Below are 20,481 nucleotides of genomic sequence, written 5' to 3' on the forward strand. Positions count from 1 at the left end.
CCTGTTCGCGGTCCCCAATTGTTCCGCCACGCCTTTTCTGATAGGATCATCGCCATGACCGAGATTGCCGCTCCCCTCTGGACTCAGGACCAGGCCGTCGCCTTCGAGGCGGCGCGCGAGGCGGTGGTTGACGTAATCGCGGGCTACAGCGCCGAGATCGATGCCGAGCAGACCAAGCCGCAGCCCGACGGCGATCGCCTTGCCTTTCTCGAAATGCAGACGCGCCATTGTTTCGACGTGATGAAGTCGCTGCGCGTCGCCGATGACGCTACGGTCGCGCAAGTCCTCCGCGAATATAGCGCGATTGTCCGCGCGCGCGACGGCAAGAGCGAGTTGGCCGTCGCCGCCTGATCTGCATGGATCGTGACCCGGATCGTTATCGTCTTTCCCCGGACAAGCATCGCGCGATCTACAAAAGCCGCATCGCGCCGCTGCTGTTCGCGCAGGCCGCGCCGGTCGAGCGCCCTACCGCTCTGGTGCTTGGCGGCCAGCCTGGCGCTGGCAAGAGCGCCTTGCTGGCGGCCGCCCACGCCGAGTTCGATCGGCGCGGGGGCCTGATCGAAATCATCGGCGATGACCTGCGCGCCTTCCATCCGCGCTATAGCGAATTGCAGCGTCAGGACGACCGCACCGCTGCTTTCTTCACCGATCGCGATTCGGGCCGCTGGATCGAAATGGCGATTGCCGACGCTGCTGGGCGGCGCTGCAATGTCGCGGTCGAAGGCACCATGCGCCTGCCCGACAAGGTGGCGGAAACCCTCACCCGCTTTCGCGACAGCGGCTTTGTGACCGATGCGCGAGCGCTGGCGGTCAACCCGGAGTTGAGCGCGCTTGGCATCCTTCAGCGCTTCATCGCGCAGAAGGACAGCCGCGGCTACGGGCGCATGACGAGCATGGAAGCGCATCGGGCCGCGCTGGGCGGAATGCTCGATACGCTGGACCGGATGCAGGATGAGCGCCTTGCCGACCGCCTCACCATTTATCGGCGCGGCGGTGAGATCCTGCATCGCTTCGATTTTTCCCGTCCCCCCTCCCCGGACGAGCCGCGCGCGCGTGCGATTGTCGAGCGCGAGCGCGGGCGCCCCCTTACGGCTGAGGAAGTAGCCTATAGGCGCAGGGAAATCGATCGCCTCGCGCCCGCGCTGCAACGCTATGGGATCGTTCCGCAGGCGAAGGCGAAGCCTGATCGCGGGCGCACCGATCAAGGGCGTGGCAAGAACCCGCGCGAACGCTAGGCGCGGCGCGCGACTGATTCATTGCGTGAATCAGTCGCGCGAGTTTGATTCGAAATAGTCGTCAGACTTCGCGCGCCGGGGCCGGTAGAATCCGGGGATGCATTGCAGCTTCCCGGCCCTGTTCGTCCCGATCGAGCTGATCGCGCTCGATCATGCCCGCAATATCCGTCGCCGCTATGAGATCGTCGTGACCCGCGACCTGTTCGGCTCCTATATCGTTGAGACGAGCTGGGGGCGCATCGGCGCGCATGGCCGGAGCAAGCGGCTGTCCTTTCCGGATCGCCCCAGCGCCGAGCGGCACGTCGCCGCGACATTGCGTCGACGCGGAACGGCGAAGAAGCGGATCGGTGTGCCCTATCTCCCCTCGCCCTTTTGCAATCGACCCGCAGCGTTCGACCGCACCACACCGCCAGCCTTGTCGCCTATTGCGGATAGCTTCGCGGAAAGACCTGCGCGGTTGTAAAACAATAGGCATTATGTTTTACACTTCCAATTGTCCTCGTGGTTGCCGGTTTGCTTGATCCTTGAGCACGTCGGCAGCGATAAGGCGGAACGCGGGCCGCTGCCGGACTGGCTCACACCATGCGGCAATCCCGAACAGGCAAGGAACTGCATCCATGTCCTTCAACGGGCTTTTTGCTGATGGAAGATCGCTCCGCCCCGGCTCAGACGTGCAAGGAAACAACCACCCCGTCGAGGTCGGGGCTACGGTTTCCGTGTGCCACGGACCCTCCGTTTCTTTCCTTGCACGCGCCGAAGCTGCCGCGACGCCCATTTCCATCATCAACCCGAAGAAAGGAAATGAAGATGCGTAACCTTGCCAAGTTCGAGATCATCGGCCGCATCGGTGAGATCAAGGCCGGTAACGGTGTGGTCCACCTGAAGATCGCCGCCAACTATCCCTACAAGGATGAGAACACCGGCGAATGGGCCGATGACACCTATTGGAACCGCGTCGCGATCTTCCGCGAAGGCACCCGCAATTATATCGCGGACAAGGCCAAGGTCGGCGACCTGGTGCGGGTCGAAGGCCGCCTGCGGGACAGCAGCTACGAGAAGGGCGACGAGACGGTTTACACCGTCGACCGCATCGTCGACCAGTTCGGCATCCTCGCTCACGCGGCCGAACGCGCCGAGTGACGGCGCCGGGGCGGGCCGCAAGGCCCGCCCCTCCTTCCGTGTTCGTAATGGCTGCGAATCTCCCGGTTGGACGCCCTAAAATGCACCGCCGCGACCGTCAATTTCGCGTCCGAACGGCCGTGATCCTCGTAAGCTGTCTTGATGCCCGAAGGCGAACGCGCTCTCCAATAGCGCCGTAGAGAGCTTTCGGGCTTCGGAGGTCCGAGTTACGCGATCGAGGGGGGAAGTCTCCCCCTGAGTTCGAGCCGCGTGCCGCGTCTCGCCCTACCCCCTCTGCAGGGGGACACGTCCCCCCGCAACGCCCCCCTGCCCGCGCTTCCACGTCACCCAGCTCGCCGGCGCAATGCTTGCCGCCTGGTCGACGCCGCGGTCGATCAGTGACGCCGCCCAGGGGCGGCGAGATCCTTTCGCCTTGTCGGGGAAAGGAGCGCGCGGCCCCCTCTCCCCAGCAAGCGAATTAGACCGGGCCGAGGCTCGCTTCGTTGCGCCCGCACCACCCCGATCGAATCCGCCTGCCCCCTCTCCCTGCGCGTTCTTGGGCGGGCCATGGGCCGAGCCGTTTTCTGAAGCACCGATCATTCGTCGTCGCGCTGACCCATGATCGTGATGGCCGCCGATAAATCGGCCGCGCTATTTGCAGGGATTCCGGGGCCTGTTCCGGCCCCCTGGCGCAAGGGCCAGGCCGTCTCGGTCGCAAGCTCCCTCGCTTGGTGATCGCGGGGGTATCCCCACCCTTCCGCGCTGCGCTTGTGCAGGGCGGGTGATCCCCCTCCCCCGCGATCAGCCCTCCGTTGCGCCATTCCCCGACCCGCTTCGCCAGCAGGCAGAAGCCGATGTCGCCAGCGCCTTCGGCTTCATCTTTTAGGAAGGGAAACAAGCACATGGCACGGAACACAGCCCGCAGCGCGCAAGCCAACCGGATCGACGTTTACGAAGAAGTCACAGCGGGCATTATCGCCTTGCTGGAGGCAGGCACCCGCCCGTGGTCGCCGTCATGGGCATCGGGCGCGGCAACCCTTCCCTTGCGTCACGAAGGGACTCCCTACCGGGGAATCAATATCCTCCTGCTTTGGTCCGCAGCGATGGCGCGCGGTTACGCCAATCCCTATTGGATGACTTACCGGCAAGCGCACGAGCTGGGCGGTCAGGTCCGCAAGGGCGAGAAGGGCAATCTTGTCGTTCATGCCGGAACCTTCACCCCGAAGGACGGCGAGGCCGAGCAGCACCAGAGCGACGATGACGGCGAGGATCGGACGCGGCGCTATCTGAAACGCTATGTCGTGTTCAATGTCGAGCAGATCGACGGCTTGGATATGGCGAAATATCCGGCCCCGGTTGTCGAGATCAAGAACCGCGATGAGCGCGACCCGGACCTTGACGCCGCCTTTGCCCATTACCCTGTCCCCTATAGCGAAGGCGGATCGAGCGCGTTCTACCGGCAGTCCGAAGATCGCATACAGATGCCCGTCTTTGGCGATTTCGTGAGCGGCAACGCCTTCTATGCAACCCTTGCCCATGAAGGAATCCACAGCACCGGGCATCCCGACCGCTTGGACCGCGACAGCCTTCGCAACTACGGTGAAAGCAAGGAAATCCGGGCTTTCGAGGAACTGATTGCCGAGATTGGCGCGGCGATGCTTTGCGCGCAGCTAGGCATGGAACCGACCGAGCGCGAGGATCACGCCGCTTATATTGCCGATTGGCTCAAAGCGCTTCGGGGCGACAAGCGCGCCATCTTCCGCGCCGCCAGCGCCGCACAGGCCGCGAGCGAATTGATCCTCTCCCACATGGCCGACGAACCCGCAAGGCAGGCCGCTTGATCGATCAGGGGCGGCGCGCCGCCGCCCCATTCCGTCCCTGTTCTCCCAAGGATCGACCCATGCCTAAGAATCCCCCGCAGATCGAATTGCGCTGGCGCGATGAAAACTATGGCTCCGTCTATGCCGTCGCTGCCTTCCGCAATTATGCTGGCACCTTCGATTGGAGCGAGCGCACCCACCAGCGTTTTCGCGGATGCCTGAAACGCGCCGGTTTTGAGTTTCATTGGGGCCGGTGCGCCTACATCGCGAAAACGGGCGACACAGCGGAGCGCAAGTGCGCGCTATGCGATGAACTGGCCGCAGCAGGCTTCCGGATCATTCATGGCGATGTGCGCCCCCAAGCCGAGGGAGGCGAAGCATGAACCGCGAACGCCGCAAGCGGATCGCCACCGTCCGCAAGAAGGTCGACGGCATCGTGGCCGATATTCAGGCCGTTATCGAGGCATTGCAGGAAATCCGCGACGACGAGGAAATCGCCCGCGACAGCCTGCCCATGAGCTTGCAGGAGGGCGAGCGCGCCCAGCAGATGCAGGAAAGCATCGACGCCTTGGAGGGAGCTATCGCGGCGCTGGAATCGTTCGATGCGGACGATATCGGCGAGACGCTGGAACGGGCCGCAACATGAGTAGCGGGGCCGGAGAGCGCGCCCGCGCCGTGATGGGCTATGATCCGAAAATCGCCACCAATTCGGAGGAGGAGTTTGCCGAGCTTATGGCGCTGGCGCGTGAGCGGCCGCCACTCACCCCCGATGGGCAATGGCGGCACGATTATCACGCCGCCATGATCGCCAGACGCACCATAGGCGTGCAGCCCGATCTATTCGGCGCGAAGGTGGTGACACACATGCACCGGACGAGGCCGGGGCCGGTCATCGACTGGCAACCGGAGCCTGTTGACGAGAAGCTGGCCCGGATCGCGCGCGATCCCCATGCAGCATTCGGCATCGGCCGCCCCCAGCTAAGCGACGAAGAGAAGGCGGCGATGCTCCGTTCAGCGGCGAATTGGCTGCGGCTTGGCCAGCGCGTTCGCCTGATAGGATCGTCAGCCTCCATCGACGGCCAATTCGAGCGCAGGGTCGGCCGCGTCGGCGTGGTCTGGCGCGTCTCCCGAACCATCACCGATTATGTCCATATCTATCTTGATCCGGTAGGTGCCGAGCGATCCGAGAAGATCGTTTTTGTCGAGCTACGCGACGTCGAACCGATCGAGGACGGGCAATGAAGGCCCCCCGCCCCGGCATAGGCGACAACGGGGGACCGCCGCTAGACGATCCGGCACCGCAGACACCGCCCCCAGCCTATGCGCCCCGGCCCTATGATGCGGCCTGTGGCCGCTGCCTTCATTGGAAGCCGCCCACCGCGCGCGAGGAATCCGACTATCGGGCATGGCAGGGAGGCTATGGCCGCAGGGTCAAGGAGCCGAGCGGCTATTGCAATCATATCCGTCATCGGCCGGGTGGCCCTGTCGCCAGTGGCGGCACGATGGGCCGCAGCTTCTGCTACAATTTCGAGCGCAAACCCGATCCCGAACCGGAGCGGGGCCGTGGTTTCGTCACCATCTGGCAAGGCGACAAGATCGCATGGCAGGGCCGGGAAGGCGAGGAACCCGCCGAGTTCCGGCAAGGCGAGCTGGACCTGTAGCAGTCGCCGGATCGGCGGGCCGATCCGGCGGGGTTTTTGACCGGGATCATTCGCCGGCGCCGCCGCCAATGATCGTGATGGCCGCCGATAAATCGGCCGCGCTGTTTGCAGGGATTCCGGGGCCTGTTCCTGCCCCCTGGCGCAAGGGCCAAGCCGTCTCGGCCGCAAACGGCCTCGCTTGGTGATCGCGGGGGTATCCCCACCCTTCCGCGCTGCGCTTGTGCAGGGCGGGTGATCCCCCTCCCCCGCGATCAGCCCTCATTGCGCCATTCCCCGACCCGGCTCGCCGCTCAGGCAGAAGTCGATGGCGCCCATCGCCTTCGGCTCCATTTTAAGAAGGGAATTGGAATGTTGAACCACGCCAATATCGAACCCAGCGGTTTCAAGGCCGGTGAATATGTTGGTTACACGATGGCCGGGAAAACCTCCTATCTCATGCGGATCAGGCGGGGCGGACGAGGCTGGGAAACATATTACCATGAGCCGCTGGCCAAGGCAGCGGGCGGGTGTTTCAGCTATGTGACCGCGCGGACGCTCAAGGAGATGTCCGGCAAGCTGGACGCCATGGCCCGTCGCCATCAGGCCGGTGACAGCCTTCCCGCAGAGGGGGTGTGACCATGCCCACCCTCGTAGAAACCCGCGAGCAGCACCGGGAACGGATCACACGGGCACTTACCGAACTGGAGCGTTTTTGCGCGCGGCGGGACGATTTTCTGGCCCGGATCGACTGGCAAGCCATGACCAGCGCCGACCGCGAGCAGGTTGAAGATTTCGACCTCGACCTTGCCATGTGCGCGCACGAGCTTGGTTGCGAGATGGCATCCATTTGGCGCGGCGACCACGGCATTTTCTGACTTCCCGATAGGAACGAGCATCATGGAAAGCATCGAAATGCGCTGCCCTCATTGCGGGAGCGCCAGCATTCTTAAGGACGCAGCGGCTGCATGGGACGCCGAAGCGCAGGAGTGGACCCTTGTGTCGGTTCACGATCACGAAACTTGCGAGGATTGCGAGCGGAGCGGCGATTACATGGCCGAGCGGCGCACCTTCGAGACGGCCGATGGATCGGGGGACGCACGATGACCAACGATCAGGAGCTTTTCGCAGCGATCCGAGCCTTGCCGCATATGGCGATCACCAAGGCGGACGGAGAATATCGGATCACATACCGCCTCGCGTCTATCGCCCTTGCCGATCAGCGTCAGCATAGTGCCGACTGGCACCGGGATCACGCCGAGCGGGCGGCTTACTATACGAACGACAGGGCCGATGCCCTTGGCACCGCCAAGTCGCTGTCCGCGCAGATGGTGCGCCTTCTGGACCGCGTGACCAGCAAGGAGGCGGGGAAATGACCGAAGCAATCAAAGACGAGCTGGGCGAACGGATCGTCGCGGCGGGCTTCGCGCCGAACCTCGCCGTTCTGGACATAAACCGTTCGTTCGACGTGCCCCGTGACTTCGCGCTTGCCGCGCCTTGGAATCTGCCCTCGCGCATGTTCCGCTTTCCTATCGAGGTTTGCCCGCCCGATGGCGACCAGCCTCGCAGGATCGGGCTTCGCCATCCCCTGCTGGCCGAACATCCCTATGTGCGGCGCGTAGAAGCCGCGCTGGGCTTCGAGATCGACCGCAACGGTGCTCCCAACCGCTTCGGCTATACCACCGCTCCCACGGCGCGTTGGTGGCATGCCGTCGACCTTATCAGCGCAGGCAAATGGCGCGAATTGCTCGAAACGCAGGATTTCACCGAATCCGGCTGCATCATGCGGGCCGTCGCCTACGGGTGCCGCTATTCCGACCATGAGGACAAGAAGGCCGCCGGTCATATCAACACGGCGGAGGCGCGCGCGATCATGCGCGAAATGGGCGCGACCGAACCCGACGACCGGAGCGCGATCATTCGTGCATTCAGCCAGCCCACGATTTGCCGACAGGACAATGGCAGCGAGCATTGGCCGATCAATTCCGGCCCCGACTGTGCCGAGGATTTGGCATGGGGCTTCATCATCGGCGTCGAGGACGGATGGTTCAGTCGCGACCGTTCCGGCTATCTCCAATGGTCCCAGCTAGGCCGCGACCGCTATGCGGCGGGTGATAGCGCGAGCTTCACCGAAAGCAGCGGACAGGCTGCTTTTGCCTTCTAGGCACCCGATGCCTTTCAGGGAGCCTTTGCCTTCTGATCCCGATGCGCCATGATGCAGGCCAAGAGGTGCGAGATGAACGAAACCGACAATATCCCCCATTCCGAAGCGCAGGCGGCGCTTGATCGCCTGTTAACCGTGGCTTTGTCGGACACGGGGCAGTCACGTATCACCGCGAATTTCCTGCTGGCATGGTGGAACGCGCACGATTGGGGCGGTTTCGATATTGCCGACCTGTTCGGCGTCGATCGGGCGATCGCGGCGGACATGGCGAGCATCTTCGCTTATCTTGGCCAACATGGCGTTGCGACCTATGCCGATGCCTTCGGTCGCAAGGGCGAAATGGTGGAGCTGATCCGGCTATGGCGACGGGCCGATGTGGAGACGGCCGAGGCGTAGCGCCGACGCGCCCCCGCCCTGGCGGCGGCGCTCCCCACCGCCAAGGCGGCGCGGCGGGCGCGGCCATCGGGCCGCGCGGGCGCTATTTGGGATGGTTCATCGCTCGTAAGCTGGCGCACCGCGCTATTGCGGCCATTCTTCCTCTGGCCAATTCCGCGACGTGTGGATGACGTGGAGGATCGTCACCACGCTTTCATCTGCGCTTAGCGCATAGGCAATAATGTAGGGGAGCCGGGCGACTGACTTCTCATAGGTGCCGCTGACCCGTCCGGGGTGGCCAGTCGCGAAATCGGCTAGACTGTCGCCGGTCGCGCGAATCCGCTTCGCAACCCGCCGAGCTGCGTCGGGGTTGTCCTTCGCGATGGTGACGGCTTGTCGTTCCAGATCATCCAGCGCGTCGTTCGACCATTGCACATGCCTCATGCGCCGTTGTTACTGGCAGCTTCTATCGCGGCATCAATCCGATCCATCGCTTCCTTATGCGGAGTGACCCGTCCTGCCTCCATGTCCGCAAGCCCGCGCTGAATACCTTCGATGATACGCAGTTCGCGGTTCACATAGGATTCGACCGCTTCGGCCGCGAGATAGGACCGCGTGCGGCGCGTATTGTGCGCCAATCGGCCCAGCTTCTCCTTGAGATCGGGCGTGACGCGGATCGTCATCGTTATGCTCGCACCCATTGGGGCCTCCTTTCCGTGTTTCGTGCACGTTGTAACACACTTGCCAGCCCATGTCTCCATAAGCTGCACGGGCAGCTTCCCCATGCTCTAGGCCGGACAGCGGCTTTCTAGGTTGGAAGAAGGGCAATAAACGGGGGAAGTCTCCCCCTGAGTTCGAGCCGCGTGCCGCGTCTCGCCCTACCCCCTCTGCGGGGGGACACGTCCCCCCGCAACGCCCCCCGATTGAACCTGTTCGACGCTTGATGCGGCGTTTTTCGGCTACCGGCGCTGGCTGGGATGTGGCTGCGATCAGGCGGCCGGGCCGGTTCGCACAAGGTCCAGCGTCAGCGCATTAGCAGCGGGAGCGGCGCCGGATAGCCGATCTTCGCCAGAAAGCAGCGTCAGCCATTGCCGTCCATAGGAACGCGCGGCCAAGAAATAGACGCTGCCATGACAGCCGACCACGCTGCACCTGTCGAGCTGGTCAAGGGGGGAAGCGCTCGCCCCGAAGCGAAGCGCCTGCACCGAGGCATCCACGCGCTGCTGGATGCCGCAGAGACGGCATTGCGACCGCACATGGGCATTGGCGCGGGCAAGTGCGCCCCATGAGGACGTCCAGCGCGGGAAAAGGCGGTCCATCTGGGTCATGCCGATCCGACTATCAAATCTTCCGCCCTGCCGTCCATCTTCGTTGCGGCAGCGCGGCGCAGACCTCCAGCGCCGACAATGATGCCCGGCCTTGCCGGACGCCTGTGTGAAGGCCGCGCCCGTCATGTCGTGGCGCGGAGAGACAGGGCTTGCCCTGTCCTGTGGCGCCCGCAGACGGGCACGTTCGCTTTTCCCTTGCCTCGATAGTGAGGCGGCAAGCCGCCGCGCTGTTTGCAGGGATTCCGGGGCCTGTTCCTGCCCCCTGGCGCAAGGGCCAAGCCGTCTCGGCCGCAAACGGCCTCGCTTGGTGATCGCGGGGGTATCCCCACCCTTCCGCGCTGCGCTTGTGCAGGGCGGGTGATCCCCCTCCCCCGCGATCAGCCCTCATTGCGCCATTCCCCGGCCCGGCTCGCCGCTCAGGCAGAAGTCGATGGCGCCCATCGCCTTCGGCTCCATTTTAAGAAGGGAATAAGCAGATGAAAAACTTTGCGGAAATGACTCCCGAACGGCTTGCGGCCTATCGTGAGTGTGTTGCGGTGCTCAACGATCAGATGCGCGCGAAGCTGGACAGTCCCGCACCCAATATCGTGGTGATGACGCAAGGCATTCTTGCGCTGGTCGATAGCAACCCGGCGATCGCCATCGCGCGCCAGTTGGAACTTATGTTCATCGTCTCCACCTATTCGGCCTTCAGCGAGGACAACAACCCGCACGGCGAGCGCGATTTCGGTGACTTCGAGTGGCGGGGCACCCGCTGCTATTGGAAAATCGACTATTACGACCGGCAGACGGATTACGGATCGCCCGACCCGGCAGACCCCGCCGTTACCTGTCGCATCCTGACCATCCTGCGCGCAGACGAATACTGATCGGCCACGCGCCGGGGGCGGAACCGACCGCCCCCCTTCCCCCCTAATTGCGAGGAATCGCCCATGTCTTTTGAATTGATGAACCGTGTCCAGATCGATGAGATCACCGCAGGCCGGGATTTGGCCATCGTGCGTTGGCTGGACGCCTTCGACAGCTTCCATCGCCTGAGCGACGAGGCCGCCGGATTGAGCATTGGCGGGGCGCTCTCGCTAACCGCGCCGTCAGGCGACCGCTACAACGATACCGGCTTGACGCGCGCATTCCTCGCAAAAGCCGACCATGAAACATACGACCGGGAAACTCGCAGCACGATCAAGACCAGTGCGCGCGACCATTTCGCCGCGAAGATGACGGCGGCAGTTGATCGGCGGTGCTGGCGGCATCTGCTGGAAACACTTGGCTTTGACCAGCTTCTCGACCGGCAGGCGCGCGAGGAATTTTATTCCGGCCTTGAAGGGGTGCCACCTGCCTTCACGACCGAGAATTGCGCGGCGACGTTCGGCCATATCTGGGAGAACCGGCGCGATATTTATCTGCGCGGGATTGCCAACACCTTTGCGGCGCTGGACCGGCGTTTCCGCTCGCATGATGGTTTCAAGATAGGGAGCCGTCTCATCATCGAGCGCGCGCTAAGCGATAGCGGGCGGTGGTGGAGCGACTATAACCGGCGCGATACCTTGCGGGACGTGGAGCGGGTTTTCCGCGAACTGGACGGGCTAGGCCCCTGCCCCGAAAGCATGAGCATCATCGAGCAGGTGACTTCCGGGCGCGATTATACGCCGTTCGTCATTAACGGCGATTATTTCCGCGTCCGTGTTTTCGGCAATGGCAATCTGCACCTGTGGTTCGAGCGCAAGGATTTGCTCAAGGAGGTGAACAAGCTGCTGGCCGAATATTATGGCGAGGTGATTGGCGACGGCTACGGCACCACCGAAGCAGCCGAAGCGCCGGAATATCATATGACGCCCGCAAAGGATTTCGGGGCGTTCATGTCGTCCGAGGCGGTCGCCCATCGCGTGATCGAAGATGCCCAGATCGGCAAGGGCATGATTGTTCTGGAACCGAGCGCCGGAACCGGCGTGCTGGCCAAGGCAGCGCGCGAGGCCGGGGCGCTGGTGGACTGCATCGAGATTCAGCCCGGATTGGCGCACGAATTGCGGGTGCTGCACGGCTTCGAGGACGTGCGGCAGGCGGATTTCCTAACCCTTTCCCCCTCGCCTTCCTATGATCGCATCATCATGAACCCTCCGTTTGATCGGGGCCGCGATTGCGATCATGTCCGCCACGCCTTCGGCTTCCTGAAACCGGGCGGTATCTTGGTTGCGGTGATGAGCGCGCGCGCCGAATTTCGCGACGACAAGCGGCACCGCGCGTTCCACGAGATCGTGGAGCGTTGCCGTCCCGCCTATGGCTGGCGGAAATGGCACGATCTGCCTGCCGGATCGTTCGCCCATGCGGGGACCAACATCAACACCGTCATTCTGGCGATCAGGAAGCCGGATTGATATTGTCGAAATGCTATGGCTTGCCCTGCGATTGCGCAGGTCAGCTACAGCTTCCCCTTCCCCTTCCCCTTTCCTTTCCCCAGCAGCCGGAAGATGAAGGCGATATGTCCGAAAGCTGCCTATATCGCTGGCCGATGGAACCCTGTGGTTCCACCAGCCCCTTTCCCCACTGATCCCGCGAAAGGAGATCGTGCGATGACGACGAGTAGCAACAGCAACCAGCAGGCTATCGACCTTGCTAATTGCATCAAGGATTGGTGGCAGCAGCACAAGTTCGACACCACCGGAGAGCGCGGAGAATGGAACCTCTACGACGATGAGCCGGAATTTGTGACGATGGCAAAGAGGATCATAGGCGATTGGGAAAAGCCGTCCGACGATTGAAGGCTGCGCATCCCAGAGGTCCGCGCAGCCGTGATCTTCCTAAGCTGTCTTGAGGCCCGAAGGCGAACGCGCTCCCCAATAGCGCCGTAGAGAGCCTTCGGGCTTCGGAGGTCCGGACGACAACCCCCTTCCCATCGACCGCGCGACTATGCACATGCATAGTCGCGCGGCCTTCATACCGTTCGAATCAACGGCGAACGCAGATTTTGATGTGTTCCACAGCCGGATAGCCAAACAGTTCATTGATTCGGGCGATCAGTTCGGGGATTTCTTTGCGCAAGGCGGTCGCCTGCGCCCGATCGGTCGCTACATCGAGAACCCCCCGCGCGCGACTGCCGGGAGGGTGGCGCAGCGTCATCGGTGTCGTATGTTGCGCGAGCGCTGGACCGACAATTTCCGGCCAGCGTGCAACCAATTCCGAACGGCCGAACCCCATATGGCGCATGACAGGCGCGGCGACGGTGCGCAGAAGGTCGCCGATCGCCATCGCCTCCCCTCCGCGTTCGTCGCGTCGTCCGAATCCTTCGCCGTCCTTCATGCTTGCCATCTTGCCACGGCGGCCCCGGCCCGTCGAGAAATGGCGTGTCGCCATTTCGGCGCGGCGCGACTATGCACATGCATAGCCGCGCCGCGCCTGCCACCATAGGCGACCTTCGACAAAGAGCATGAAGTATTGAGTTCATTAAGCTGTTGGCCTATGGTCCTGCCCCGCGTTCCTCTTCGAGACGCAGAAAAAGGACGGACGGTTTGAACGAGCGAAAGTCGGCCGCGAGCGGCGTCGATGCGATGGACGAGGATGCAATCGTCCAGATCCGCGTCACGAAGGCGCTGCGCAACGAGATCGCCCGGATCGCGTTGGATCGGGGCGGGATGACCTTTCGCGCGCTCATTTTGTCGGCGCTCAAGACCACTTACGGGCTGGAAGTTGCCGATTCCGATCTACGCGACCGGCGCGGGCGGCAACCTGGAGAGGGCGCAGGGCAAGGAGATGGGTGATGTCTGATTATTTTGCGGCGAATCCCGACCATGCCATCCTTGTCGGCATCATCGGCTTCTTCGCCTTGTCGTATTTTTTCGGCAGATCGAGGCGGCGTCGGCGCGGAGATCGTGCCGCCGAGGAATATTATCAGCGGATGTTGCGGGGCGGTTGGCGAGACGATGGCTAAGAGAGACGGAAAAGCTGGTATCCGACCGATGCAGACGATCGTAATCAACAACCGCAAGGGCGGCGTTGGCAAGACCATGCTGGCGACGCACCTTGCATGGTTCTTGGCCGAAGATGACGCGAGGGTGCTGTTCATCGACCTTGACGCTCAGGGCAACGGGTCGCGCACGCTTGCGGCCGCGGGCAGGGGAGGGCGATCGTCGGACCTGTTCGATCCTGATGCCAAAATCGAATTGACGGGCGCTCCTGGCCTCACCGTGCTCGAATCAGATGAAACGCTTGATATCGTCCAACTCCAAGACGTTCAGCAGATGGTGAAGGCATTCAATGCTTTTCCTCCGTTATTCGATTATTGTGTCATCGATACTCCGCCGACGTGGGGTGCGCTGAATTTCGCTGCGTTGACTGTTGCGGATCATTTGGTCGCCCCGATCGAGATGAAAGACTACGCGCTTGATGGTGTCGAACAGCTTCTGAAAACCATTCAGGCGGCGGAGCAAAGTGGCCGGGGAGGGCGTAAGATCAACTTTCTTGGCCTCCTGCCGTCTCGGTTCAACAGCCATAGTCCGCGCGAAAAGGAGAATGTCGCGGAGATCGTGCGGACGATCGGAACGAGCATGGTGTTCAACGGCCTGTTGGCGCAGCGCGACGGCTATGAAGAGGCCGTGTCGCAGGGTGTGCCAGTCTGGACCCTCAAAAAGCGGGCGGCAATGGTTGCAGGGCAGGAAATGCGCTTCGTGCTGTCCCAGATCCGCGACCGTATGGATGGCCTTCCGGCCAAGGAGATCGTGTAGTGAGCAGTTTCAGGGAGCGAGCGGCGCAGATCAGCGGCGTTCTTCACGCGCGGACGGCCGAGGCTGCGGTGCAGGAACTGGCGTTGGACGATGTGATCCCCGATCCGGAGAATCCGCGCCGTGACTTTGATGAGGAGGAACTGGCCAAGCTGGCGAAATCGATCGAACGACGCGGGGTTCTACAACCGATTACCGTCCGGCCCGCAGATAAGGACGGAAAGTTTGTCATTCGTTTCGGGGAAAGGCGTTGGCGGGCCTCGAAAATCGCGGGCAAGCCGACGATTCGTGCGATTGTTTCCGAAACCGCCAGCGAAACCGACAATCTTGTTGAGCAGGTTATCGAGAACGAGCAGCGGGCGGACCTGCGCACCAGCGAAATGGTCGAGGCGGTGCAGCGGCTATTGCAGAAGGGTTGGAGCAAGACGGCCATCGCGGAGGAGCTGAGCTGCAAGCCTGCCGAGATCACGCAATTCGCGGCGGTCCCCGAAATGGCGGATTATCTGCGCGAACTGATCGACGTTTGGCCCCGGCGAGCGCTCTACGATCTTCACATCGCCTCCCGCAAGCATTCCGACGCGATCAAGCGGTTTGTGGCATCACGGCGTGAGCAGGGCGTGACCACCGCGGCGGTCGCCGGTTTCGTGCGAGGGCTTAAAGACCCGCAGCCCCCCAAAGCGGTTGCCCCGGTCGAAACTCCTGCCCCGCCATCTTTCGAAACGGCGAGCGAGGAGCACGGCGGTCCCGATCCGGCTGAATCCGATTCAGTGCCTGCATCGGTTAGGGGGAAGGGGAGGCGTAAGGCAGTCGCCCCTGCCGCCCCGGTTGCCCCGATCGTAACCGTTATCGTGGGCGGCAGGAATGGACGGCTGATCTTGCCCGATACGGTTTCCGTGCTGTTCGAAGGCGCAGACGGGCCGGTGACGGTGGCCGCCAGCGAAGTCCGGCTTATCGGCGCAGCTTCCTGATTTTCGCACCGAACGAGCTTTTCTCGCGCACGACTATGCATGTGCATAGAGGCGCGGTCCGCACGTCAACCTGAAACGCACAACGCGCCTGGCGGGGAGGGTCGCCGGCGTGAGGCTATGCATGTGCATAGTGAAAGGGAAAGGGAAAGACTCTAAATGCTTGATGGCGGGATAGGCTTGCAGCCGGGCTTGTAAAACATTAGAGCTATTATGTGACATTTTTCGGGGTCCGCCTTCCTGCCGACTTGGCTCGGCGTTTCGACCGCGTGGCAGCGGGGCAGGGCGGTCGTTCGGTCTTGCTCCGAAAGGTGATCGAGCGAGCCACAGCAGACGCAGGGGAGGCAGAAGCGCCCGCTGCCGGCCCCGTGCGTCGGTCCCGTCGCGTCGAAATCCGGTTGTCCGATGAGGAGCTTACGTTGCTTGACCAGGCCGCCGCAGAACGCGGGCTTACGCGCAATGTCTGGGTCGCTACGTTGGTGCAACATCGGCTCCGTGACGACACGCCACCGGCGCTCCCGGAGCGGCAGGCCCTTGCCGATGCTTGGCGGCAAATCAGGCGGGTCGGCCTCAATATCAATCAGGCGGTCCATGCCCTTCATTCCGCGACGATGACAGACTCCCGGCTTGATCTTGCGCGCGAGGCGGCGCGGGTCGCGGCCATGCGCGAAGATGTGGCTGAGCAGACGCGCGCGATCGGTCAGGCGCTCAAGGGCGACCTGTCCTACTGGAGAGGCGATAATGAACGAGGATGATGTGCTCGCGCTGCCTTCGCTCATGGAGGCATGGCGGCCGCCTGTAGGCGGCAAGCGATCCGTGAGAGGGGCCACCCTGCGTATATCGAGCGGGCGGGGAAGGGGACACACAGCGGACAATGTGCGCGCGAAGCTGGCGCGCATCGTGCGTAAGGCGCCCGAGGTGGTGGTCAAGGTTTCGGGGCGACAGCGCGGCGGGGGCCATCTGAGTGCCCATCTCGAATATATAGGACGTCACGGCAAACTGGACGTCGAGACGGGCGATGGAGAGCGGATCGCCAGTGTCGCAGGGTTATGGGAACTGGCGGCCGAATGGGAAGCGCTGGACGACGCTACCAATCGGGGCCGGTCGCGTCCGACGTCCATATCCATGGTGCTGTCCATGCCAGCAGGAATCCCGGCTGATATCGTTCACGACGCCGCACGAGCCTTTGCGCGTGTCGAGCTGGGGGAGCGATTCAGCTACGCCATGGCGCTCCATACTGATACCGGCCACCCGCACGTCCACATCACGGTTGCGGCCGAAGGCTATCAGGGGGTGCGGTTCAATCCGCGCAAGGCGGACTTGCACGCATTTCGTGAGAGCTTCGCCCATGAATTGCGGGCGCGCGGCGTAGAGGCAGAAGCAACGCCGAGACGTGCCCGTGGCATCGTCCGGAAGGCTGATCCATCGGCAGTGCGACATATCGAGCTGCGTGGCCACCGCAGGCCAAAGGATAGGGGAGGGGAGTCGGTTCGCCTTCGACGCCGAACGTTGGACGAGGCGGTTCGGATCGCACGCGCGCCGGAGCCGGAGTATCGGCCTCAGGACGATCAGGCATTACGACGCCAGCAGGCGATCAGGGGAGCCTATGAGGAAGCGGCGCGGGCGCTTGACGGGAGTGGTAGGTCGCAGGACCGGGCGCTAGCAGCGGAGGTCCGCAATTTTGTCGCGGATATGCCGTTGCCGCTCTCGCGACGTCTGGCACTGGCGGTCCAGATCGGCCAACGTGATCGGCGCGTAGTGGCGGGGCAGGGGAGTGACCTTGAGCGCGGGGGCGACAAGAAGGGAACCGAGCGCGGGGCTGATCGCCGTGAGCCAGCGCCAGATGACCGGGGCGGCCGCCGGCGCTAGTCGGAAAGCGTTGGCAAGATGAAGCCTGCGTATTTGGGCAACTGTTAGTGTGTGAACGGTTTAGCGGCTCGACGACCCTTCGACCCCGAGCGTTCGCGCGGCGAGTTGTTCCGCGTCAGCAAAGGAGCCGACAAAGGCTGTCGGGTAGGGAAAGGCTATTGATGCGCGATTGCTGCGTTCCTCCATGAACTTGCGTTCTGCCGCATCTTCGACGACGTAGATGGCAAGTTTGACCTTGGCAGCGAGGGTTTCGCGGCGCGCTTTTAGCCAGAGTGCGAGCGGCTTACCCGCTTCCGGCCCTGGCCGTTGCGCGGCGTCCAGAATCACGACAACCGCGTCATGCTTTTCGATCAGGGCATCGTAGGCTTGGGTCCATGCGTTCCCATCATCTTCCGTTTCCATGACGCGTGTGCCGGAGCGATAAATGCCTGGACCGAGCGGGACAAAAAAGCTGTTCATATTACAGATTCCATATTGCGAGTCTTTCGCAATAGATATGCGCGGCCGGGCCAGCGAGCAAGCTGTCAGGCTAAGGGTAGCATGGTCAGGCGGTTACGCTTGCAAGACGGGAAGCCGCATACCGAGGCGCTTTAGCTGTTGCGCTGCGCCGATCATTTCTTTCCGTAAGGCGGATCGCAACTCCGCGTCGATCATAGGCCCGACCATCGGACAGTTGGCGGGGATCTTGCGGCGCTGTGCGAGAGCGAGGCAGGTCAGAAAATTCCATTCATCACGCGAGACCGAGCCGGCTTCCCGAATGGCGATGTCGAGGCCGACAATCATCAAGAGGCCGCACAGGCGGCCGAGCTGAACGAGAGCGTGACGATCGCCACCGACAGCAGCGAGCGCCGCCGCCCCCATCTCTATCGTGCGGCTGTCGCCGGCCAAATTTCGGATCAGCCTGAGAACCCATTGAGCGGAGTGACCGAGCATGTCAGCAGAACGCGGGATGAGCGAATGGGCTGGTGGCGGAAGGTCGTTATTCTTTGAACGCCTCCGCTGCACCGCTCACTCTCCATGATTGTCATCATTCCGCGAGGCGCGGCGTGACATCTTGTCGTTCGTGGCGGCCCTGAAAAATGGGCAAAACCCCTGCATGGAACAGTGGTCTTTTCCGAACCTTAAGGGAATCTTATGGCCAGTATCATGCGCGACAGTCGTTTGATCCAGATTGGACCTATTCCGCCGGAGCGAAATTTCGGCGCCGCATCGTAGAGAGATTAACCGGCCCGCTTTGTGCTCAGTGCGCTGTCTGGAATATGGATTGCGGCAATCAGGCCGGACGGTTCCGCACAGCGGAGATCCAAGCGGCCTCCCACCGAGCCGATCGCCGCTTCGACGATCGAAAGGCCAAGACCGCTACCGGGAACATCGGTGCCATTACCGCGCTCGAAGCGACGGCGGAGGCGATCCCTTTCTTGCAGCGGAATGCCGGGACCAGCATCGGTGACGCGCAGTTCCAGACCGCTATCCTTCGCGCATGTGATCCGCACGAGTCCCCCGGACACCCCGTGAAGGATGGCATTCTCGACCAGATTGCCGATCGCGAGCACCAGCACTTCGGGCTCGATCGCGATAAGAAGATTGCGGCAAGTCGCATCGATGTCGAGCCTCACGCCATTCGCGCGTGCAAGCGGCTCATAGGTCTGGGCAATCTCATCAAGCACCCTACCAAGTTCAGCGCGGGGCGGGGGATCGCTGCGCACGCGCCCTTCCTCTCGCGCGAGGTCGAGAAGTTGGCGGACGAGACGGCTCGTGCGATCGACCGAGAAGGCGATGCGTTCGAGGGCGTGATCGCGCATCGCGCCATCGCTCGCCCGGCGTGCCACTTCGGCCTGGGTCTTGAGGCCCGCGAGCGGAGTCAGCAGTTCATGGGCTGCGTTCGCCACGAAATCCCGTTCCGCGCGGCGAGCGGCATCGAGGCGAGACAGCAGACCATCCATCGCGTTCACGACCGGAGCCAGCTCGTTTGGCGCATTGGTAATTCCGAGCGGGGAAAGCATGTCCGGCGAGCGCGCCTCGATAGTCCGAGCCAGCTTGTCCAACGGGCGCAGGCCGCGCGAGATGCTAAGCCAGAAGAGGATGGCGAGGGCGATCAACCCGACGATCGCAGGCAGCAACAATCCCGTAATCATGCTGGAGATCAGTTTGTCGCGAACGATCAGGTTGTCGCCGACCATGACTCGGATGCCGCGTTCGGGATCGACATGGGTATAGACCCGCCAATGTCCGTCCCCGATCGCGCGTTCGGAGAATCCGGGCTTGCCGCTGGCGAGCGGCGACGTGGGCGTGCTGCCGGAATGACTGAGGAGTTCGCCGCGCAAGGACCAGATTTGGCAAGACAGTTGCCGGTCGTAGGGCGTGCGAGGCACACGTTGCGCGATCGCCGAGGCGGGGACATTGAGCGCCGCGACCATCCGGGCCGCTTCCACCAGACGGCTATCGAGCACCTTTTCGACTTTGGCGCGGGTGGAAAGCGATGTCCAAGCGGCTGCGCCGGACCACACGAGCATGGTGACGGCCGCGACCAGCGCGAACAGGCGAACACGCAGCGAGTTCATGGACGAGCGATCCGATAGCCCTCGCCGCGAACCGTCTCGATCCAATTGCGACCGAGTTTGGAGCGGAGCTTGTGGATATGGACCTCGACCGCGTTGCTCTCGACCTCCTCTTGCCAACCATAGATGCGATCTTCGAGCTGGGCGCGTGAGAGGATATGGCCCGGATGCGCGACGAGGGCGTGGAGAATGGCATATTCGCGGCGGGAGAGGGGGATTTCCTGCCCGTCCAGCCGGACTTCGCGGCGCGCTTCATCGATCGTCAGCGCGCCCACGACAATCTCGCTATGCGCGCGCCCGTTGGACCTGCGCAGCAACACCCGCAGGCGCGCCGACAACTCCGCAAGATCGAATGGCTTGCCGAGATAATCATCCGCGCCGCCATCCAGTCCGTCGATGCGATCCGAAACGAGGTTGCGCGCCGTCAGCAGGAGAATGGGTGTCGTGATGCCCTCCGCCCGCCATTCGGTGAGCAGATCCAGACCCGAACCGTCGGGCAGGCCGATATCGAGCACGATCGCCGCATGATCGCCGCTGGCGATGCCGGCGCGCGCGTCGGCGCAGCTTGCGACCGCATCGACCTCGAATCCATCGAGGCCAAGCCCGGCGACCAAGCCATCGCGCAGCACATCATCATCTTCGACCACCAGTATTCGCATCGTTCCTTCCGTTCAGGTCGCCAGCTTACCGCACACT

32 protein-coding genes are annotated in these 20,481 nt (G+C 62.9%); 24 read left to right on the forward strand and 8 right to left on the reverse strand.

The window, feature by feature from the left end:
* Window positions 1-54: 54 nt before the first annotated feature.
* From LDB26_RS19290 to LDB26_RS19360, 15 genes are all read left to right on the forward strand, one after another.
* A complete protein-coding gene (locus LDB26_RS19290; protein WP_257542283.1) occupies window positions 55-351 on the forward strand; it encodes a hypothetical protein in 297 nt (98 codons plus the stop codon).
* A gap of 5 nt (window positions 352-356) precedes the next feature.
* Window positions 357-1,235: a zeta toxin family protein gene (locus tag LDB26_RS19295; RefSeq protein ID WP_257542285.1), complete on the forward strand. Its 879-nt coding sequence runs from the start codon at window positions 357-359 to the stop codon at window positions 1,233-1,235.
* Between the two features lie 97 nt (window positions 1,236-1,332).
* Complete coding sequence (locus tag LDB26_RS19300) at window positions 1,333-1,698, forward strand: WGR domain-containing protein (protein WP_257542287.1); 366 nt, start codon at window positions 1,333-1,335, stop codon at window positions 1,696-1,698.
* Between the two features lie 344 nt (window positions 1,699-2,042).
* The gene (locus LDB26_RS19305; protein WP_257542289.1) at window positions 2,043-2,375 is read left to right on the forward strand and encodes a single-stranded DNA-binding protein; all 333 of its coding nucleotides are present in this window, start codon (window positions 2,043-2,045) and stop codon (window positions 2,373-2,375) included.
* An 881-nt stretch (window positions 2,376-3,256) separates the two neighbouring features.
* Window positions 3,257-4,195 (forward strand): ArdC family protein, encoded by a 939-nt coding sequence (locus LDB26_RS19310; protein ID WP_257542291.1) that lies wholly within the window; start codon window positions 3,257-3,259, stop codon window positions 4,193-4,195.
* Between the two features lie 59 nt (window positions 4,196-4,254).
* Entirely contained in the window at window positions 4,255-4,557 is a 303-nt protein-coding gene (locus LDB26_RS19315) for a hypothetical protein (RefSeq protein ID WP_257542293.1), read from the forward strand.
* Window positions 4,554-4,820, forward strand: a complete 267-nt coding sequence (locus tag LDB26_RS19320; protein WP_257542295.1) for a hypothetical protein — start codon at window positions 4,554-4,556, stop codon at window positions 4,818-4,820. The genes LDB26_RS19315 and LDB26_RS19320 overlap by 4 nt, the downstream gene beginning before the upstream one ends.
* A complete protein-coding gene (locus tag LDB26_RS19325; protein WP_257542297.1) occupies window positions 4,817-5,416 on the forward strand; it encodes a hypothetical protein in 600 nt (199 codons plus the stop codon). The genes LDB26_RS19320 and LDB26_RS19325 overlap by 4 nt, the downstream gene beginning before the upstream one ends.
* Window positions 5,413-5,835 (forward strand): hypothetical protein, encoded by a 423-nt coding sequence (locus tag LDB26_RS19330; RefSeq protein ID WP_257542300.1) that lies wholly within the window; start codon window positions 5,413-5,415, stop codon window positions 5,833-5,835. Before LDB26_RS19325 ends, LDB26_RS19330 begins: the two co-directional genes overlap by 4 nt.
* A 348-nt stretch (window positions 5,836-6,183) precedes the next feature.
* Window positions 6,184-6,450: a hypothetical protein gene (locus LDB26_RS19335; RefSeq protein WP_257542302.1), complete on the forward strand. Its 267-nt coding sequence runs from the start codon at window positions 6,184-6,186 to the stop codon at window positions 6,448-6,450.
* 2 nt (window positions 6,451-6,452) lie between these two features.
* Window positions 6,453-6,689, forward strand: a complete 237-nt coding sequence (locus LDB26_RS19340) for a hypothetical protein (RefSeq protein WP_257542304.1) — start codon at window positions 6,453-6,455, stop codon at window positions 6,687-6,689.
* 22 nt (window positions 6,690-6,711) lie between these two features.
* The gene (locus LDB26_RS19345) at window positions 6,712-6,918 is read left to right on the forward strand and encodes a hypothetical protein (protein ID WP_257542306.1); all 207 of its coding nucleotides are present in this window, start codon (window positions 6,712-6,714) and stop codon (window positions 6,916-6,918) included.
* On the forward strand, window positions 6,915-7,187 hold the full coding sequence (locus LDB26_RS19350) for a hypothetical protein (protein WP_257542308.1): 273 nt from the start codon (window positions 6,915-6,917) through the stop codon (window positions 7,185-7,187). Before LDB26_RS19345 ends, LDB26_RS19350 begins: the two co-directional genes overlap by 4 nt.
* A complete protein-coding gene (locus LDB26_RS19355) occupies window positions 7,184-7,975 on the forward strand; it encodes a hypothetical protein (RefSeq protein WP_257542310.1) in 792 nt (263 codons plus the stop codon). The genes LDB26_RS19350 and LDB26_RS19355 overlap by 4 nt, the downstream gene beginning before the upstream one ends.
* Before the next feature lie 72 nt (window positions 7,976-8,047).
* Window positions 8,048-8,371, forward strand: a complete 324-nt coding sequence (locus tag LDB26_RS19360; protein ID WP_257542313.1) for a hypothetical protein — start codon at window positions 8,048-8,050, stop codon at window positions 8,369-8,371.
* Window positions 8,372-8,494: 123 nt separating this feature from the next.
* On the opposite strand, the gene LDB26_RS19365 is transcribed toward LDB26_RS19360, so the two are convergent.
* The 3 genes from LDB26_RS19365 to LDB26_RS19375 all read right to left on the reverse strand — a co-directional run bounded on the left by LDB26_RS19365 (window position 8,495) and on the right by LDB26_RS19375 (window position 9,678).
* A complete protein-coding gene (locus LDB26_RS19365) occupies window positions 8,495-8,794 on the reverse strand; it encodes a type II toxin-antitoxin system RelE/ParE family toxin (protein WP_257542315.1) in 300 nt (99 codons plus the stop codon).
* Window positions 8,791-9,051 (reverse strand): CopG family ribbon-helix-helix protein, encoded by a 261-nt coding sequence (locus tag LDB26_RS19370; protein WP_257542317.1) that lies wholly within the window; start codon window positions 9,049-9,051, stop codon window positions 8,791-8,793. Before LDB26_RS19370 ends, LDB26_RS19365 begins: the two co-directional genes overlap by 4 nt.
* Window positions 9,052-9,339: 288 nt before the next feature.
* Window positions 9,340-9,678: a hypothetical protein gene (locus LDB26_RS19375; RefSeq protein ID WP_257542319.1), complete on the reverse strand. Its 339-nt coding sequence runs from the start codon at window positions 9,676-9,678 to the stop codon at window positions 9,340-9,342.
* A gap of 476 nt (window positions 9,679-10,154) precedes the next feature.
* On the opposite strand from LDB26_RS19375, the gene LDB26_RS19380 reads away from it, so the two are divergent.
* From LDB26_RS19380 to LDB26_RS19390, 3 genes are all read left to right on the forward strand, one after another.
* Window positions 10,155-10,547: a DUF3768 domain-containing protein gene (locus tag LDB26_RS19380; protein WP_257542321.1), complete on the forward strand. Its 393-nt coding sequence runs from the start codon at window positions 10,155-10,157 to the stop codon at window positions 10,545-10,547.
* 63 nt (window positions 10,548-10,610) lie between these two features.
* A complete protein-coding gene (locus LDB26_RS19385) occupies window positions 10,611-12,053 on the forward strand; it encodes a DUF4942 domain-containing protein (protein WP_257542323.1) in 1,443 nt (480 codons plus the stop codon).
* Window positions 12,054-12,248: 195 nt separating this feature from the next.
* The gene (locus LDB26_RS19390; RefSeq protein WP_257542325.1) at window positions 12,249-12,437 is read left to right on the forward strand and encodes a hypothetical protein; all 189 of its coding nucleotides are present in this window, start codon (window positions 12,249-12,251) and stop codon (window positions 12,435-12,437) included.
* 187 nt (window positions 12,438-12,624) lie between these two features.
* On the opposite strand, the gene LDB26_RS19395 is transcribed toward LDB26_RS19390, so the two are convergent.
* Window positions 12,625-12,924, reverse strand: a complete 300-nt coding sequence (locus LDB26_RS19395) for a DUF721 domain-containing protein (protein ID WP_257542327.1) — start codon at window positions 12,922-12,924, stop codon at window positions 12,625-12,627.
* 260 nt (window positions 12,925-13,184) lie between these two features.
* On the opposite strand from LDB26_RS19395, the gene LDB26_RS19400 reads away from it, so the two are divergent.
* From LDB26_RS19400 to LDB26_RS19425, 6 genes are all read left to right on the forward strand, one after another.
* Window positions 13,185-13,433 (forward strand): hypothetical protein, encoded by a 249-nt coding sequence (locus tag LDB26_RS19400; protein WP_257542329.1) that lies wholly within the window; start codon window positions 13,185-13,187, stop codon window positions 13,431-13,433.
* Window positions 13,433-13,603, forward strand: a complete 171-nt coding sequence (locus LDB26_RS19405; RefSeq protein WP_257542331.1) for a hypothetical protein — start codon at window positions 13,433-13,435, stop codon at window positions 13,601-13,603. The genes LDB26_RS19400 and LDB26_RS19405 overlap by 1 nt, the downstream gene beginning before the upstream one ends.
* 28 nt (window positions 13,604-13,631) lie before the next feature.
* Window positions 13,632-14,396, forward strand: coding sequence for a ParA family protein (locus LDB26_RS19410; protein WP_257542333.1), 765 nt, complete (start codon window positions 13,632-13,634; stop codon window positions 14,394-14,396).
* Window positions 14,396-15,361, forward strand: a complete 966-nt coding sequence (locus LDB26_RS19415; protein WP_257542335.1) for a ParB/RepB/Spo0J family partition protein — start codon at window positions 14,396-14,398, stop codon at window positions 15,359-15,361. The genes LDB26_RS19410 and LDB26_RS19415 overlap by 1 nt, the downstream gene beginning before the upstream one ends.
* 212 nt (window positions 15,362-15,573) lie before the next feature.
* The gene (locus LDB26_RS19420) at window positions 15,574-16,113 is read left to right on the forward strand and encodes a mobilization protein (protein WP_257542337.1); all 540 of its coding nucleotides are present in this window, start codon (window positions 15,574-15,576) and stop codon (window positions 16,111-16,113) included.
* Window positions 16,100-17,227: a relaxase/mobilization nuclease domain-containing protein gene (locus LDB26_RS19425; protein WP_257542339.1), complete on the forward strand. Its 1,128-nt coding sequence runs from the start codon at window positions 16,100-16,102 to the stop codon at window positions 17,225-17,227. The genes LDB26_RS19420 and LDB26_RS19425 overlap by 14 nt, the downstream gene beginning before the upstream one ends.
* Window positions 17,228-17,287: 60 nt before the next feature.
* Here LDB26_RS19425 and LDB26_RS19430 read toward each other — a convergent pair whose 3' ends face one another.
* The 4 genes from LDB26_RS19430 to LDB26_RS19445 form a co-directional block, all read right to left on the reverse strand.
* Window positions 17,288-17,686 (reverse strand): hypothetical protein, encoded by a 399-nt coding sequence (locus tag LDB26_RS19430; RefSeq protein ID WP_257542341.1) that lies wholly within the window; start codon window positions 17,684-17,686, stop codon window positions 17,288-17,290.
* Window positions 17,687-17,779: 93 nt separating this feature from the next.
* The gene (locus LDB26_RS19435; protein ID WP_257542343.1) at window positions 17,780-18,115 is read right to left on the reverse strand and encodes a hypothetical protein; all 336 of its coding nucleotides are present in this window, start codon (window positions 18,113-18,115) and stop codon (window positions 17,780-17,782) included.
* A 332-nt stretch (window positions 18,116-18,447) separates the two neighbouring features.
* Window positions 18,448-19,788, reverse strand: coding sequence for an ATP-binding protein (locus tag LDB26_RS19440; RefSeq protein WP_257542345.1), 1,341 nt, complete (start codon window positions 19,786-19,788; stop codon window positions 18,448-18,450).
* Entirely contained in the window at window positions 19,785-20,444 is a 660-nt protein-coding gene (locus tag LDB26_RS19445) for a winged helix-turn-helix domain-containing protein (protein WP_257542347.1), read from the reverse strand. The genes LDB26_RS19440 and LDB26_RS19445 overlap by 4 nt, the downstream gene beginning before the upstream one ends.
* Between the last annotated feature and the right edge of the window lie 37 nt (window positions 20,445-20,481).

The sequence above is a fragment of the Sphingobium sp. CFD-1 genome (assembly GCF_024611115.1).
Lineage (GTDB): Bacteria > Pseudomonadota > Alphaproteobacteria > Sphingomonadales > Sphingomonadaceae > Sphingobium > Sphingobium baderi_A.

Bases quoted from the DNA above. Each gene is read 5' to 3' on its own strand.
- LDB26_RS19290 (WP_257542283.1), top strand. From the start codon at position 55: ATGACCGAGATTGCCGCTCCCCTCTGGACTCAGGACCAGGCCGTCGCC.
- LDB26_RS19295 (WP_257542285.1), top strand. From the start codon at position 357: ATGGATCGTGACCCGGATCGTTATCGTCTTTCCCCGGACAAGCATCGC.
- LDB26_RS19300 (WP_257542287.1), top strand. From the start codon at position 1,333: ATGCATTGCAGCTTCCCGGCCCTGTTCGTCCCGATCGAGCTGATCGCG.
- LDB26_RS19305 (WP_257542289.1), top strand. From the start codon at position 2,043: ATGCGTAACCTTGCCAAGTTCGAGATCATCGGCCGCATCGGTGAGATC.
- LDB26_RS19310 (WP_257542291.1), top strand. From the start codon at position 3,257: ATGGCACGGAACACAGCCCGCAGCGCGCAAGCCAACCGGATCGACGTT.
- LDB26_RS19315 (WP_257542293.1), top strand. From the start codon at position 4,255: ATGCCTAAGAATCCCCCGCAGATCGAATTGCGCTGGCGCGATGAAAAC.
- LDB26_RS19320 (WP_257542295.1), top strand. From the start codon at position 4,554: ATGAACCGCGAACGCCGCAAGCGGATCGCCACCGTCCGCAAGAAGGTC.
- LDB26_RS19325 (WP_257542297.1), top strand. From the start codon at position 4,817: ATGAGTAGCGGGGCCGGAGAGCGCGCCCGCGCCGTGATGGGCTATGAT.
- LDB26_RS19330 (WP_257542300.1), top strand. From the start codon at position 5,413: ATGAAGGCCCCCCGCCCCGGCATAGGCGACAACGGGGGACCGCCGCTA.
- LDB26_RS19335 (WP_257542302.1), top strand. From the start codon at position 6,184: ATGTTGAACCACGCCAATATCGAACCCAGCGGTTTCAAGGCCGGTGAA.
- LDB26_RS19340 (WP_257542304.1), top strand. From the start codon at position 6,453: ATGCCCACCCTCGTAGAAACCCGCGAGCAGCACCGGGAACGGATCACA.
- LDB26_RS19345 (WP_257542306.1), top strand. From the start codon at position 6,712: ATGGAAAGCATCGAAATGCGCTGCCCTCATTGCGGGAGCGCCAGCATT.
- LDB26_RS19350 (WP_257542308.1), top strand. From the start codon at position 6,915: ATGACCAACGATCAGGAGCTTTTCGCAGCGATCCGAGCCTTGCCGCAT.
- LDB26_RS19355 (WP_257542310.1), top strand. From the start codon at position 7,184: ATGACCGAAGCAATCAAAGACGAGCTGGGCGAACGGATCGTCGCGGCG.
- LDB26_RS19360 (WP_257542313.1), top strand. From the start codon at position 8,048: ATGAACGAAACCGACAATATCCCCCATTCCGAAGCGCAGGCGGCGCTT.
- LDB26_RS19365 (WP_257542315.1), bottom strand. From the start codon at position 8,794: ATGAGGCATGTGCAATGGTCGAACGACGCGCTGGATGATCTGGAACGA.
- LDB26_RS19370 (WP_257542317.1), bottom strand. From the start codon at position 9,051: ATGGGTGCGAGCATAACGATGACGATCCGCGTCACGCCCGATCTCAAG.
- LDB26_RS19375 (WP_257542319.1), bottom strand. From the start codon at position 9,678: ATGACCCAGATGGACCGCCTTTTCCCGCGCTGGACGTCCTCATGGGGC.
- LDB26_RS19380 (WP_257542321.1), top strand. From the start codon at position 10,155: ATGAAAAACTTTGCGGAAATGACTCCCGAACGGCTTGCGGCCTATCGT.
- LDB26_RS19385 (WP_257542323.1), top strand. From the start codon at position 10,611: ATGTCTTTTGAATTGATGAACCGTGTCCAGATCGATGAGATCACCGCA.
- LDB26_RS19390 (WP_257542325.1), top strand. From the start codon at position 12,249: ATGACGACGAGTAGCAACAGCAACCAGCAGGCTATCGACCTTGCTAAT.
- LDB26_RS19395 (WP_257542327.1), bottom strand. From the start codon at position 12,924: ATGGCGATCGGCGACCTTCTGCGCACCGTCGCCGCGCCTGTCATGCGC.
- LDB26_RS19405 (WP_257542331.1), top strand. From the start codon at position 13,433: ATGTCTGATTATTTTGCGGCGAATCCCGACCATGCCATCCTTGTCGGC.
- LDB26_RS19410 (WP_257542333.1), top strand. From the start codon at position 13,632: ATGCAGACGATCGTAATCAACAACCGCAAGGGCGGCGTTGGCAAGACC.
- LDB26_RS19425 (WP_257542339.1), top strand. From the start codon at position 16,100: ATGAACGAGGATGATGTGCTCGCGCTGCCTTCGCTCATGGAGGCATGG.
- LDB26_RS19430 (WP_257542341.1), bottom strand. From the start codon at position 17,686: ATGAACAGCTTTTTTGTCCCGCTCGGTCCAGGCATTTATCGCTCCGGC.
- LDB26_RS19440 (WP_257542345.1), bottom strand. From the start codon at position 19,788: ATGAACTCGCTGCGTGTTCGCCTGTTCGCGCTGGTCGCGGCCGTCACC.
- LDB26_RS19445 (WP_257542347.1), bottom strand. From the start codon at position 20,444: ATGCGAATACTGGTGGTCGAAGATGATGATGTGCTGCGCGATGGCTTG.